Origin of the sequence: Streptomyces coacervatus (assembly GCF_029223485.1) — a bacterium.
GTDB classification, from domain to species: Bacteria; Actinomycetota; Actinomycetes; order Streptomycetales; family Streptomycetaceae; genus Streptomyces; species Streptomyces coacervatus.
In genome coordinates, this window is record NZ_JARHTP010000001.1 from 400,827 (window position 1) to 414,933 (window position 14,107).

The 14,107-nt window shown below is 70.3% G+C and carries 10 protein-coding genes; 2 read left to right on the forward strand and 8 right to left on the reverse strand.

The genetic code is table 11. The annotated features are described in order from the left end of the window. Window positions 1–64: 64 nt before the first annotated feature. From P2Q00_RS01765 to P2Q00_RS01800, 8 genes are all read right to left on the reverse strand, one after another. A complete protein-coding gene (locus P2Q00_RS01765) occupies window positions 65–1,735 on the reverse strand; it encodes a PHP domain-containing protein (RefSeq protein WP_275768752.1) in 1,671 nt (556 codons plus the stop codon). A gap of 29 nt (window positions 1,736–1,764) precedes the next feature. Next, a complete protein-coding gene (locus P2Q00_RS01770) occupies window positions 1,765–3,606 on the reverse strand; it encodes a LamG-like jellyroll fold domain-containing protein (RefSeq protein WP_275768754.1) in 1,842 nt (613 codons plus the stop codon). 47 nt (window positions 3,607–3,653) lie between these two features. Continuing rightward, window positions 3,654–6,593, reverse strand: coding sequence for a glycoside hydrolase family 2 TIM barrel-domain containing protein (locus P2Q00_RS01775; protein WP_275768756.1), 2,940 nt, complete (start codon window positions 6,591–6,593; stop codon window positions 3,654–3,656). Continuing rightward, window positions 6,590–7,555 (reverse strand): alkaline phosphatase family protein, encoded by a 966-nt coding sequence (locus P2Q00_RS01780; RefSeq protein ID WP_275768758.1) that lies wholly within the window; start codon window positions 7,553–7,555, stop codon window positions 6,590–6,592. Before P2Q00_RS01780 ends, P2Q00_RS01775 begins: the two co-directional genes overlap by 4 nt. Before the next feature lie 46 nt (window positions 7,556–7,601). Continuing rightward, window positions 7,602–8,471, reverse strand: a complete 870-nt coding sequence (locus P2Q00_RS01785) for a carbohydrate ABC transporter permease (RefSeq protein WP_275768759.1) — start codon at window positions 8,469–8,471, stop codon at window positions 7,602–7,604. Further along, window positions 8,468–9,352: a carbohydrate ABC transporter permease gene (locus tag P2Q00_RS01790; RefSeq protein ID WP_275769464.1), complete on the reverse strand. Its 885-nt coding sequence runs from the start codon at window positions 9,350–9,352 to the stop codon at window positions 8,468–8,470. The genes P2Q00_RS01785 and P2Q00_RS01790 overlap by 4 nt, the downstream gene beginning before the upstream one ends. A gap of 124 nt (window positions 9,353–9,476) precedes the next feature. After that, complete coding sequence (locus P2Q00_RS01795; RefSeq protein ID WP_275768760.1) at window positions 9,477–10,754, reverse strand: ABC transporter substrate-binding protein; 1,278 nt, start codon at window positions 10,752–10,754, stop codon at window positions 9,477–9,479. 55 nt (window positions 10,755–10,809) lie between these two features. After that, window positions 10,810–11,847: a carbohydrate kinase family protein gene (locus P2Q00_RS01800; protein WP_275768761.1), complete on the reverse strand. Its 1,038-nt coding sequence runs from the start codon at window positions 11,845–11,847 to the stop codon at window positions 10,810–10,812. Between the two features lie 128 nt (window positions 11,848–11,975). Here P2Q00_RS01800 and P2Q00_RS01805 point away from each other — a divergent pair, with 128 nt between their 5' ends. Together P2Q00_RS01805 and P2Q00_RS01810 are read left to right on the forward strand one after the other, a co-directional pair. After that, entirely contained in the window at window positions 11,976–12,740 is a 765-nt protein-coding gene (locus P2Q00_RS01805) for a DeoR/GlpR family DNA-binding transcription regulator (protein WP_275769466.1), read from the forward strand. After that, entirely contained in the window at window positions 12,737–14,074 is a 1,338-nt protein-coding gene (locus tag P2Q00_RS01810; protein WP_275768762.1) for a 6-phospho-beta-glucosidase, read from the forward strand. Before P2Q00_RS01805 ends, P2Q00_RS01810 begins: the two co-directional genes overlap by 4 nt. Window positions 14,075–14,107: the final 33 nt, after the last annotated feature.

Below are 14,107 nucleotides of genomic sequence, written 5' to 3' on the forward strand. Positions count from 1 at the left end.
CGCGACCAGCCACGATGGCGCCGCAGACAACCGACGACCCCCTACGGCACAGCCAGCGCAGCGCTCACGCACCGGCCACGTCGACGAACACAGGGTTCGAATAGAACCACGTGTCCGCCCACGGGTCACCGTTGCCAGGCTCGTGCAGAATCGGCCCGTCAGGGTCGATCGCCGCACCGAGGTACCCCGCGCCGTGCCGCTTGCCGTCGCTGCCGCGCAGCCGGACGTAGAAGGACTCGTCCCCGGCGGTCAGCGGGATGCGCAGGGTGTACGTCCCCTTGCGGCCGGACACGTCCTTGGTCTGTACGACCTTGGTGTCCGGTGCCTTCCAGGTGTCGAGGTCGGTCACCGGGCCGCGCACCGCGCCCCGGATCACGTCCACGTGCGCCAACTCGGGCAGGATTCCCTGCGGGTTGGCCCGGGAAGCGGTCGTGACGGTGACGTACAGCGTGATCTTCTCGCCCTTGCGGACGCGCAGCCTTCCGCCGAGGGTGACGCCACGGCCGGCGTCGCAGTCCCGCTTCAGACGGACGTCGAGGCCGTCGAGCAGGTGCCCGTGGTCGAGCCAGACGCGGCCCGCGCGCAGGCCCGCCATCACCGCGCGGTAGCCGTAGCGGGTCACGCCGACATGGGTGCGGCTGAACTCGCCGGGCCAGAAGTCGCTGCCGGGCTGCGGAGTGTCGGTGTCGACCGGGTCGGGGAGCTTGCCGGTGTTGTCGAAGTTCTGGCCGGCCGGCCAGTCGCCGTTCTTCCAGGTGTCGAAGACGGTGCGGTGGTTGTCGGAGTTGGTGGTGATCGAGAACAGTCGGCCCTCGGCCAGCATCGAGTCCCACAGGCCGCCGACGGTTGCGGTCGCCCAGTCGAAGCCGCCGTAGGTGAGGTAGGCGTCGGCCGGGTAGCCAGACCAGGACTGCGCCGACGGCTTGTTCTCGTACTCGCCGCGAATGGAGGTGGAGCTGCGCCAGCCGGGGATCGCCGCACCCTGCGCGCCGGGTGCGCCCTCCATGCCGATCATGATCTCGGGGGCCGCGTCCCGCCAGTTGCGCATCTCGTGCGGGGAGTCGATGCCCAGGCGCAGGGGGTGGTTGGCGAGGACGAGGACGTCGTCCACGTAGCCCGAACGGCGCTGCTCGGCCAGCCACTTGATCGCCTTGACGGCGTGGGCCTCGTTGCGGGCGGTGTCGGCGCCGGTCGCGGAGCCGTCGGTGTAGCCGAGGAGCTTGCCGTCGTAGGCGAGCTCGAACTGGGTCAGGAGATCCACCTCGCCCGGGCCGGGCGCGGCGAACACCGTGCAGTGCTCGGCGGCCGGGATGTACCACTCCAGGCCCTGGAAGATCAGCTGACGCGGGTTCTCGGCGCGGGCCTTGAGGATCTCCTGGTGCTCCAGCGCGGCGCCGTAGTGGGCGTGCCCGAAGTTGGAGTGCTCGTTGAACACCATCCAGTCCAGGCCGTACTTGGCGGCGGCCTGTGCCTGCTGGGAGAACGTGTACTTGGCGTCGTGGCTGTAGACGGAGTGGACGTGGTGGTCGCCGACGAGGTAGGCGAGGCGCGGGTCGTCGCCGCCGAAGCCGGGGCCGGTGGCCGCGACGGCCGGGGTGGCGGCCCCGCCGAGCGCGAAGGCGGCGCCGAACAGACCTGCGCGGCGCAGGAGTTGGCGTCTTGACACACCCTGGGCGTCGAGGCGGGCGGGGGAGACGGACGGGTCGGCCCAGGCGGGCAGCTGCTGCTCGGTCATGATCTTTGGGAGGTCCTCTGGGAAGGGCGTCAGTGGTTCATGAAGGAGGTGACGGGCAGCGCCCGCGAGACGATCCGCACGTCGCCGAGGCGGGCGTGCAGGATCTGGTCGATCTTGCCTGCGTACTCGTAGCCGCCGAGCAGCCACGGCAGTCCGACGGAGGTGATGCCGGCCGCGGTGGCCCTGGGGTTGCGGACGACGGGGCAGCCCTCGACGTAGAGGGTCGTGTGTGCGCCGTCGTTGACGACGGCCAGATGCCACCAGGTCTCCAGCGGGGTCTCCTGGCCCCAGTTGGTGGCGATGCCCTGCTGGTTGAGCGGGCGCATCGCCCACTGCGGCTCGCGGTCGTTGGACAGCGACAGCGTGGCGAGTGGCTCGTCGGGGTCGTCGGCGGTCTTGCCGGCGGCGCCGCCCGTGCCGGTGCGGCTGACGATCCCGGACCAGGCGTGGTGGTCGGGGTCCCAGTCGGCGGGGAGGCGGTAGAACGCCTCGATGGTGTAACCGTCCTTGAACGTCGCCGAGTTGAGCGGCGCGCCGTCGACCGTCTTCAGGTACGCGCCCTTCAGCGGGGACTTGTAGCCCTGGAACTCCAGGCTGCCGTGGCCGGGCTGGTCGGGGTGGTGGTCGGACGACCAGTTCAGGGCGCCGCCGCCCACCGTCACGAGGGTGAGGTCGTTGCCGCGCCCGGACAGGTCGCGGACGGTGCCGCCGACCGCCGTACCGGCGTCGTGGCCGTCGAACCGCCAGTAGGCGACCGTGCCGGGGACCAGCATCCTGGACGCGGGGCGGGCCGGACGCGCAGGAACCGGGGCGAATCCGGCGAAACGTTTCTCGAAATCGATCTCCACCGAGAAACGGTCCGCGTCGCCGCTGAGCTCGATCTCCTGCCGCTCCAGCTCGTTGAGGCCCTTCGCGGCCCGGCCCAGGATCCACGGGGAGACCGTCTCCACGTCGATGACGCCCCGGTCCAGGTCGAAGCGGTAGAGGCGGATCATCGCAGCGCCGCCGAAGTAGCGGTTCTGATAGTTCGTCAGATGCAGGTGTACGTCGTTGCCCGCGGCGTTCTTGCGGGTCGCGCGCCCGGCCGGCCAGTAGTGGCCGTTGAGGGTGAGGAAGATCTGGTCGTGGTCCTTGACCAACTGGTCCCACAGCTGCTGCCCGTACGCCGACAAGGCGTCGTCCTCGACGACCAGTTCGTGCGTGGTGAGGACGACCGGCGTCTTCGGGTGCTGGGCGAGGACGTCCTTCGCCCAGGCGTACCCCTTCGCCGACAGCCGCCAGTCCAGGGCGAGGACCATCCACTCGCGACCCGCCGCCTTGAACAGGTGGTAGGTGTTGTAGCCGTCCGCCGAGGCGCCCCCGAAGGTCTTCTTGCCCTTGAAGCGCTGCGGCCCGAACGCCTCCAGGTACGGCGTCGAGCCGCGCTGGTCGTCCGTCGACGACTTCACGTCGTGGTTGCCGGCCAGGACGCTGTAGCCGACCCCCTTGCGGTCCAGCAGCCCGAACGCCTCGCTGATCGCGGCGACTTCGTCCCCGGCGCCGTTCTGGGTGAGGTCGCCCAGATGCGACAGGAAGACGAGGTTCTCGTCCTTCGCATGCTCCAGCAGATAGCGCAGGGACGCCTCGACCGGCGCCTTGTCGATGCTGGGCCCGTCGAAGAGGTACTGCGTGTCGGGCATCACCGCGAGCGTGAAGCGACGGCTGTCCGGGTCGGGCCGCCAACTGCCCGCGGCGGCTGCCTCCGCGACGGTCGGCAGGGCGACCCCGGCCGTAGCCACGGCGCCGAGCAGCGCGGTGGCGCGCAGAAAGCTGCGTCGTGCGGCACCGGCCTGCGCGGCCTCGCCCTGGTGGTGGTCATGCGAAGTGCACACGTGTGCTCCGTGAGAGGTGACGTGAAGGGGGAAGGACGCGGGGGGTTTCAGAGAACGCGCAGGGTCCAGCTCCAGCGGTGGACACCCGGGGGGATGAGGTACGAGGCGGAGGTGTCGGGGCCGCACGACGCCGTGCCCAGCCCCCGGTGCGCCGCGTCCAGGTGCACCACGCACCCGGAGCGCGGCACCAGCTCGTCGTGGTGCGACGCGGCGGTCAGGTCCTCGGCGCGATATCGGGTGACCGACACCTGGCGCGGTTCGTCCAGTTCGACCGCGAGGCCGGTCGCGTCCGCCGCGGACAGTGTGAAGCGGCGTACGCCGTGCCGGCCGCCGCTCTCCTGCGGACGCAGATACGGCGTGAACAACTCGTCGACGGGCAGGGAGTGGTGGCCGACGGGCGCTCCCACGCTCCGGTCGGGATACGACTCCCACGGCCCCTGTCCGAACCACTCCAGCAGGTCCAGGCCCTCCACCGTCTCGAAGACCGAGCCGACCCGCGCCACGTCGTGGAACTCGTCCGGCAGCTCGGCCTCCTCGTCGATGCGGATGCCGCCCTCGACCGGTGTGAACACCTGCCGGTGCCGTACGACGCCGACCGTGCCGGCGTACTCGGCGTCCACGGTCACCCGGTCGCCTTCCTGCCGTACCGACACGACCTTGCGGACGAGCGAGTCCAGCCCCCAGGTCCGCCAGCGCGGCGCGATACCGCCGAGCTCGTCGTTGTCGGTGGGCGCCCGCCACAGGGAGAGCGTGGGGGCGGCCGTCAGCAGCGGATGGATCAGGAGGCCCTCGCCGTCGACCTCGACGGGCCGCTCCACGGGGGCGTCCTCGCGTACGGCGGGCGCCCGCAGCCGCACCTGCGGCGCGCACACGTCGGTGCCGCGCGGCGCCCACGGCTGGTCCTCGGCCGTTGTCACGCGCAGCGTCAGCCAGGCCTCGCCGCCGTCGCGGGGCAGCTCGAAGGGGAGCGGTACGGCGGCCGTCTCGCCGGGCCGCAGAGCGGGCAGTTCGGCGGGCGCGCTCAGCGTGCGGCCGTCGGCGAGGGACAGCTCCCACTCGCCGGACAGCCAGTCCAGGCCCCGGAAGTGCTGGTGGTTGCCGAGCACGATGCCCTCGTGCCTGTAGCACTCGATGCGCACCGGCGCCGCGATCTCCCGGTGCTCGTACAGCGCGGGCTTCGGGGTGCGGTCCGGGAAGACGACCCCGTCGGCGATGAACGCGCCGTCGTGGATCGTCTCGCCGAAGTCGCCGCCGTACGCCCAGCGGTGGCCGGGCGCGACGACACCGTTGTCATACAGTCCGGCGCCCGCGCGCCCTACCGGTCTTCCGTCGCTCACGCGTTGCAGAATTCCGTGGTCCCAGAACTCCCAGATGAACCCGCCCTGAAGACCTGGCGTGGACTCGATGGCCGCCCAATGGTCGGCCAGCGTGCCGTTGCTGTTGCCCATCGCATGCGAGTACTCGCACTGGATGAGCGGCCTGGTCTGTTCGCCCGACAGGGCGTGGGCGACGCAGTCCTCGATCGGCGCGTACATCGGGCAGGCGATGTCGGAGGCGTCGTCGGTCGCCGCCCAGTCGAGCTTGGCGGCTCCTTCGTACTGGATCGGCCGCGTCGGATCGTGCCGCCGCACCCAGCCCGCCGCCGCGTCGTGATTGGCGCCGTAGTCCGACTCGTTGCCCAGCGACCAGATGATGATCGACGGATGGTTCTTGTCCCGCAGCACCATCCGCGAGACCCGGTCCACGAAGGCACCCAGGTAGCGCGGATCGTCGGCGATCTCGTGGGCGTGGTCGTGGGACTCGATGTCCGCCTCGTCGACGACGTAGAAGCCGAGCTCGTCGGCGAGGTCGTACAGCGTCGGGTCGTTGGGGTAGTGGGAGGTGCGGATCGCGTTGAAGCCGAAGCGCTTGAGCAGGACCAGGTCCGCGCGCATGTCGTCGCATGAGACCGTGCGGCCGGTCAGCGGGTGGAAGTCGTGCCGGTTGACGCCCCGGATGAACACCCGCTCGCCGTTGACCAGCAGGTCCCGGCCGACGATCTCGACGTCGCGGAAGCCGATGCGGTGCCGCGACGTGTCGGCGACGGCTCCGTCGGGGCGGTGCAGGCGGACGGTGAGGTCGTAGAGCTCGGGCGTCTCGGCGTTCCAGGTGCGCACCTCGGGGACGGTGGCCTGGATGCGGGCCTCGCCGAGGAAGTCGGAGACGCGGTCGTCCTCGGCGTTGGCGCGGTCGAACTCCCGGTCCTGCGCGAAGAGTTGACCCTCCAGCTCGCCGCTGACGTACCACCCGTCGGGCAGCGCCCCGCCCGCGTCCCGCACCCGGCAGTCGATGCGCAGCTCGCCGGCGTACGACGCCCGCACGGTCACATCGGCCAGATGCAGGGGATCGGTCGCGTACAGCAGAACCGACCGCGTGACGCCCCCGTGCCACCACTGGTCCTGGTCCTCGATGTGCGAGGCGTCCGACCACTTCACGACGGTCAGCCGTACGATCGACCGCTCGCCGGGACGCACGACCTCCGTCAGGTCGAACTCCGCGGCCAGATGGGAGTCCTTGGAGATGCCGACGGGCCGCCCGTCCACGTGTACGAGCAGCACGCTCTCGGCGGCCCCGACCTGGAGCACGATCCGGCGTCCGGCCCAGTCGGCGGGGACGTCTACCTCACGCTCGTAGACGCCCGTCGGGTTGGCGGCGGGCGAGCCGGGCGGGAACTCGGCAAACGGCATACGGACGTTCGTGTACTGCGGAAGGTCGTCGGCGCCGGCGGACTGCATGGTCCACACGCCGGGGACGTACGACGACGACCACGCACCGCCGACCGGCGCGTCCGGCGTGGACAGCAGCTGGAAGCGCCAGTCGCCGTCCAGGAGGAGTGCGCCGGAGCGCCGGTCGACGGCGTTCATCGGGAGGCGTCCCCAGGAGGTCACCTCGGGGGCCTCCCAGGGGCGGAGGGCGATCAGGGGATCGGCGGGGAGTGCGTCGGTCATGACCCTTCCGAAGTACGTGTGGTGGGCCGGGGCAGGGCGCGGCCCTGCAGGCCCCAGGCGGGGTCGACGGGGATGCCGAGCCGGTCCAGGACGGTGGGGGCGATGTCGATGAGGCGGGGTGTGTCGAGCCGGGTGCCGCAGGCGGGGGCCGCACTCGGCGATGGCTCGGGCCTGTCGGGCTCGGCGACGATGACGAAGACCTGCCGTTCGGCCTGTGTGTCGCCGCCGTGGCCGCCGGTGTCCAGGTGGCCGTGGTCCGTGGTGACCAGCACCGTCCAGCGCTCGGTGGCGCGTGCGGGGTCGGAGCGGCGGGCGTCGATCGCCGCCAGCAGCCGCCCGAGGTGGGCGTCCTGGGCGAGAAGGGCACGGTCGTAGGCGGGGGAGAGGGGGCCCGTGGCGTGGCCTGCCTCGTCGGTGGCGCCGAAGTACACGAACACGATGTCCGGGTCGCGCTTGGTGAGCCAGCGTATTGCGGTGCGGGCGACGCTGCGGTCCGCGGTCGCGTAGCCGCGGAACTCGCCGTTGTAGCGCACCCGCCGGCCGATGGCGGGACCCAGGACGCCGCGGCGGACCAGTTGCGGCCAGGACACCACGGCCGCGGTGCGCAGACCGGGCCGGGCGGTGGCGGCGCGCGTCAGGAAGTCGGGGTAGCGGGCGTAGTCGGAGCCGATGAAGTCATTGCCGGTCACCCCGTGACGGTCGGGCCACACCCCGGTCAGGATGCTCGACCAGCCGGGCCCGGAGTCGGTGTAGGCCATGCTGGTCGACGGCCCGTGCTCGGCCCGGCCGTCCGCCTCGCCGTAGGGCAGCAGGCTGGTGCCGACGGCGCCCGCGGCCATCAGGCCGTGCAGCACGGGCGCATGGGCGGGCGAGCGGGTCAGCCGGTCGAAGCGCAGCCCGTCCATGCCCACCACGAGCACCTTGCCGTGCGCGGTGCCGTTCCGGCCGGCTGTGTCCGTCACGGTGTACCCCCTCTCGTCCGGTGCCCTTGCTTCACAGCATGCCGGGTCAACTCCCCTGCACCGCCCCCTCGGTGGCACCCGCGATGAACCCCCTGGCGAAGATCGTGAAGACCACGACCAGCGGGACGGCCGCCATGAGCACGCCTGCCATGACCATGCTGTAGTCGGTGGTGTGGCCGACGTAGAGCTGTGCGAGCTCCACCTGGAGGGTGACGTGGTCGGGGTTGGTGAGCACCACGAGCGGCCAGATGTAGTCGTTCCAGGCGTTGACGAAGGCGTAGATGGCGAGGAAGGACATCGCGGGCCTGATCATCGGCAGCGCGATGTTCCAGTACTGGCGGAAGAACCCGGCGCCGTCGATCCGCGCGGCGTCGAGCAGTTCGTCGGGCACGCCGTTCTCTATGTACTGGCGCAGCCAGAAGATGCCGAAGGCGTTGGCGAGGGCGGGCAGGGTCAGTGCCTTGAGCATGCCGACCCAGCCGATCTTGGACATGAGGATGAACTGCGGCAGGACGGCCAGTTGCAGCGGCAGCATCATGAAGCCCAGCAGTACGCCGAAGAGCACCTTGCGTCCGGGGAAGTCGAACTTGGCGAAGGTGAAGGCCGCCAGGGAGTCGACGAACAGCACCAGGACCGTGGTGACACTCGCGACGACGACGGTGTTGAACATCGACCCGAAGAAATCGATGGTGTGCAGCACATGCCGGATGTTCTCCAGCAGATGGGAGCCGAAGGTCAGCTTCGGCGGGCTCTTGTAGATGTCGCGGGTGGTGTTGGTCGCCATGACGATCGTCCACAGGAACGGGAAGACCGAGATCACGACGGCCAGGATCAGGATGATGTGCGCGGTCAGGCCCTTGGGGCGCCTGAGCCGCCGCGCGCCCGTCGCCGGCCGGGTGGTGTCCGTTGCCGTCATGACTTCCTCCCGCGCTGCACGATGCGCCAGTTGACGACGACCAGCACCATGATCAGTACGAAGAAGGCCCACACGATGGCCGCGCCGTAGCCGTAGTCGTTGTTGAGGAAGGCCGACTGGTAGAAGTACAGCAGGGTGGTCAGGCCGGCCTGGCCGGGGCCGCCGAGGTTCGCGTTGGCGGCGTTGTTGGCGAACAGGACCTGGGGTTCGCTGAAGCTCTGCAGGCCGTTGATGGTCGAGATGACCACGGTGAACAGGATGATCGGCCGCATGATCGGCAGGGTGATCTGGAAGAAGGTCCGCACGGGCCCGGCGCCGTCTATCTTGGCCGCCTCGTAGATCTGCCCGGGGATGGCCTGGAGACCGGCCAGATAGATGATCATGTTGTAGCCGGTCCACATCCATGTCATCAGCAGCGCGATGACCACCTTGATCAGCCACGGATTGCTCATCCATGGGACGGGCGAGATGCCCACCGTGCCCAGGATCGCGTTGACCAGGCCGAAGTTGTTGCTGAACACCGCGCCGAAGAAGATCGACACGGCGACGATCGAGGTGACGTTCGGGACGTAGAGGGCGATGCGGTAGAAGCCCTTGAAGCGGCGCACGGAGTGCAGCAGCGTCGCCAGCACCAGGGCACCGAACAGCGTGGGAACGGTGGACAGGACCCAGATCACCAGGGTGTTGCGGATCGACAGCCAGAAGACCGGGTCCGACCACAGGAACCTGAACTGCTGCAGGCCCACGAACTGCATGTCGCCCAGGCCGTCCCAGCGCTGGAAGGCCAGATACAGCGAGTAGAAGACCGGGAAGAACGAGAACGCGAGGAAGACCAGGAAGAAGGGCGAGATCGCCAGGTACTGCCGCCAGTGGGACAGCAGCCCACGGCGCCTGGGCCGCACAGCACCCGCGGGAGGCGTGCGCCGCGGGCGGAAGCGGGCCGGGCCGGGCCCGCCGAGGCGCGGGGACACCTCGGCGGAACCGGTGACCGGAGGGGACGACACCTCAGCTCACCCCCTGCCGGCGGGCGATCTGCTTGGCCTGGCTGACCGCGTCCTTCCAGGCGTCGTCGGGCTTCTTGCCCTTGGCCTCGATGTTGGTCAGTTCCGTCATGTAGGGGGCCATCACGGCGGCGTCGGCGGGCGCCTCGTAGCTGACCGGGATGGCCTTGGCGGCCGGGCCGAAGACCTCGATGATCTTCTGCCCGCCGAAGAAGGCGTCGGGGCCCGTCATGGCCGGCATCGCGTACGCGGCCGGGGCGGCGGGGAAGATGGCGGCGTCGGTGAAGCCGCGGGCGTCGTTGGCGGGGCTGAGGATCCAGCTGATGATCTTGAACGCTTCTTCGGGGTTGCGGCACTGCTTGGGCAGGGCCAGGTAGGAGCCGCCCTGGTTGGCCGGTCCGCCCGGCATGGCGCACACCCGCCACTTGCCCTTGGTGCCCGGCGCGGCCTGCTCGATGTCCAGCGCGTGCCAGGCCGCGCCGAGTTCGGTGCTCAGGCTCTTGCCGATGGCGGCGTTCCAGGTGTTGTCGTTGATCTTGGCGTCGAGGCCGAGGGTGTAGGGGCGGATCGCCGTGGTCCATGCGGCGCGGATGTGGTCCTGGTCGCCGATGAAGTGGTTGTTCTTGTCGATGAACCGCTTGGTGCCCTGGCCGACGGCCTGGGTGAACACCGAGCTGATGTTGTTGACCAGGTAGGTGCCGGGGACCTTCTTCTTCAGCTCGGTGCCGAGCGCGAAGTAGTCCTCCCACGACTTGGCCCGGGCGGCGACCTTGTCGGGGTCGGTGGGCAGCCCGGCCTTGTCGAACAGGTCCGCGCGGTAGAACAGCGCGGTGGGGCCGATGTCGATCGGGAAGCCGATCTGCCTGCCGTCCTCGGTCTGGGCGAGCTTGGTCTTCCAGTCCAGGTACTGGGACGAGAGCTTCTTGAAGCCCAGGTCGTTGAGGTCGAGGAAGCGGGCGGCGTTGGGCAGGAAGGACGCTATGTCCTCGCCCTTGATGCCGGTGATGTCGGGCACGGAGGTGCCCGCCGCGAGGGTGGTGGTGAGCTTCTGCTTGAAGTCGCCGCCGATGGAGGCGGTGGTCAGCTTCACGGAGCTGCTGAAGTGCGTCTTGGCCTCCGCGACCACCTTGTCGCTGAGCGCGCCACCCCAGTACCACAGGGTGAGGTCCTTGCCGTTCTTGGTGCCGCCCGATCCTGAGCTTCCACCGCATGCGACGGTCAGGCCTGATGCGGCCGCGGTCAGCGCGGCGGCCTGGAGGAAGCCTCTACGAGAAAGGTCCACGGGTCACTCCTGTTGTTCCTGTTCGACGTGGCGAGGGGAGGTGGGAGGTGGAGGGTCAGTGCCGCCGTTCAAAGGCGCGTGGGCCGACGGGCGGGGTGACGGGGGCGTGCTGCACGGGCGGGCCGACATCGGCCGGGATCCGGTCCGCCAGGAAGCCGTACGCCTGCTTGAGCTCCGGATCGGTCAGCGAGCGCCACCAGCGGTCGACGCCGTACCAGCCGGGGGCGGCGAGCGCCCCGCCGTGGTGCCGGACGGACAGCCCGGCCGCGAGGACGGCGAACCGCAGCCGTTCCTGAAGCGGCCAGCCGCCGAGCGAGGCCGCGACGAAGCTTGCGCCGAAGACGTCACCGGCGCCCGTCGCGTCCAGGACGTCGACGTCGAGGGCCGGGACCTCGGCGTACTCGCCGGTGATCTGGTCGGCGGCCACCGCGCCGTCGCCGCCGCGGGTGACGACCGCCACCGGGACCAGTTCGGAGAGCGTGCCGAGGGCGGCGACCGCGCTGTCGGTGCGGGTGTAGGCCATCGCCTCGGTCTCATTGGGGAGGAAGGCGTGGCACAGCCTCAGCTGGTCGAGCAGGTCGGTGGACCACTGCTGGGTGGGGTCCCAGCCGACGTCGGCGTAGACATGGGTGCCGTTCGCGGCGGCCTTGGCGATCCATTCGCGCGGCTCGGCCTCGATGTGCACGAGGGCGGTGCGCGCCTCGGGCGGGTCGCCCATCAGCGCGTCCTGCGAGTACGGGGGTTCCTGGCCGTGGGTGACGAGGGCCCGGTCGTGGCCGGTGGCGAGCGAGACGGTGACGGGGGTGGGCCAGCCGTCCGCGGTGCGGGAGAGCGAGAGGTCGATGTCCTCCTGGTCGCACAGGACGTCACGGCAGTACTCGCCGTAGAAGTCGTCCCCGAAGACCGTGGCCAGCGAGGTGCGCAGACCGAACCGGGACGCGGCCACCGCGAGATTCGCTATGCCGCCGGGGCCGCAGCCCATCCCGCCCGTCCAGATCTCCTCGCCGGGCGTCGGAGGCTTCCCGAGCCCGGTGAGGACGAGGTCGTAGAAGAGCAGCCCGGTCAGGAGCACGTCGGGCCTGTCGTCGTCCACGCGCACACCCTCTCGTCAAAACTCGTCATTTTCGATGACCGGAATCGTGCGCTGATCCAGGAGATTGGTCAATACCCGAGCAGAACTGAGCATGGATTTGATTGAAGATGACGAGTAGTGTTCACGCCGTGCTGGCAGAACGACGACACCAACTCATCCTGCGGGCCCTGCGCTCCGGCGGCCCCGCGGCTGTGACCGACCTCTCCGAGCAGCTGGGTGTGAGCCCCGCCACCATCAGGCGCGACCTGGTCAAGCTCGAGGAGGACGGTCTGCTCACCCGTGTGCACGGCGGCGCGGTCGTGGAGGAGGGCGACCAGCCCTTCGCCGAGGTCGCCGAGATGCGCGTGGCCGAGAAGGACGCGATAGCCGCGCACGCCGCCGCGATGGTCGCCGACGGCCAGTCGGTGCTGCTCGACATCGGCACCACTGCCTTCCGGCTGGCCCGTCAGCTGCACGGCCGCCGCCTCACCGTGATCACCAGCAATCTGGTGGTCTACGAGGAGCTCGCCGACGACGAGGGCATAGAGCTGGTGCTGCTCGGCGGAATGGTCCGCCGCGAGTACCGCTCCCTGGTCGGCTTCCTCACCGAGGACAATCTGCGCCAGCTGCACGCGGACTGGCTCTTCCTCGGCACCAGTGGAGTGCGCCCGGGCGGGCAGGTGATGGACACGACGGTCGTCGAGGTGCCGGTCAAACGCGCCATGATCAAGGCGAGCGACAAGATCGTGCTGCTCGCCGACGCGGCGAAGTTTCCGGGTACGGGGATGGCGAAGGTCTGCGGTCCCCAGGACCTGGACGTGGTGGTGACGAACGCGCCGGTCGACCCGGCGACCCGCTCCTCCCTGGAGGAGGCGGGCGTCGAGGTGGTCGTGGCAGGAAAGGTGCAAGCGTGAAGCTGACGATTCTGGGCGGCGGCGGATTCCGCGTCCCGCTCGTGTACGGGGCGCTGCTGGGCGACAGAGGCGAGGGCCGGGTCACCGAGGTCGTCCTGCACGACCTGGACGCCGGACGGCTGTCCGCGGTGACCCGCGTCCTCGCCGAGCAGGCCGCCCAGGTCGCCGACGCACCCGAGGTGACCGCGACCACCGACCTCGACGAGGCGCTGCGCGGCGCCGACTTCGTCTTCTCCGCGATCCGCGTCGGCGGCCTGGAGGGCAGGGCGAACGACGAGCGGGTCGCCCTGGCGGAGGGCGTCCTCGGCCAGGAGACGGTCGGCGCGGGCGGCATCGCCTACGGGCTGCGCACGGTCCCGGTCGCCGTCGACATCGCCCAGCGCGTGGCCCGCCTCGCCCCCGACGCCTGGGTCATCAACTTCACCAACCCGGCGGGCCTGGTCACCGAGGCCATGTCCCGCCACCTCGGCGACCGCGTCATCGGCATCTGCGACTCGCCGGTCGGCCTCGGCCGCCGTATCGCCCGTGTGCTCGGCGGGAACCCGAAGGAGGCGTGGATCGACTACGTCGGCCTCAACCACCTCGGCTGGGTCCGCGGCCTGCACATCGCCGGGCGCGACGAGCTCCCGCGGCTGCTCGCCGACCCCGACCTGCTCGGCTCCTTCGAGGAGGGCAAGCTCTTCGGCGTCGACTGGCTGCAGTCCCTCGGCGCGATCCCCAACGAGTACCTGCACTACTACTACTTCAACCGCGAGGCCGTCCGCGCCTACCAGCAGGCCGAGAAGACCCGCGGCGCCTTCCTCCGTGACCAGCAGGCCCATTTCTACGAGGAGATGCGCAACCCCGACGCCCATGCCCTCGCCGCCTGGGACCGCACCCGCGCCGAGCGTGAGGCGACGTACATGGCAGAGAACCGGGAGACCGCCGGCGCCGGCGAGCGCGATGCCGACGACCTCTCCGGCGGCTACGAGAAGGTCGCCCTCGCCCTGATGCGGGCCATCGCCCGCGACGAGCGCACCACCCTGATCCTCAACGTCCGCAACCGCGGCACGCTGTCCGTGCTCGACACCGAGGCTGTCATCGAAGTCCCGTGCCTGGTCGACGCCAACGGCGCGCACCCGGTCGCCGTCGCCCCGCTGCCCGACCATGCCACCGGCCTGGTCTGCGCGGTGAAGGCGGTCGAGCGGGAGGTGCTCGCCGCCGCCGAGTCCGGCTCCCGTACGACGGCCGTGAAGGCATTCGCGCTGCACCCGCTGGTCGACTCCGTGAATGTGGCCCGACGGCTGGTCGAGGGCTACACCGATGTCCACCCCGGTCTGGCGTACCTTAGGTAGTCGCCCGCCGGAAAGCGCTTACCACCCGCTTGC

What these genes read in the sequence shown, in the direction of transcription:
- P2Q00_RS01765 (WP_275768752.1), bottom strand. Translation starts at nt 1,735, where the DNA reads ATGACCGAGCAGCAGCTGCCCGCCTGGGCCGACCCGTCCGTCTCCCCC.
- P2Q00_RS01775 (WP_275768756.1), bottom strand. Translation starts at nt 6,593, where the DNA reads ATGACCGACGCACTCCCCGCCGATCCCCTGATCGCCCTCCGCCCCTGG.
- P2Q00_RS01785 (WP_275768759.1), bottom strand. Translation starts at nt 8,471, where the DNA reads ATGACGGCAACGGACACCACCCGGCCGGCGACGGGCGCGCGGCGGCTC.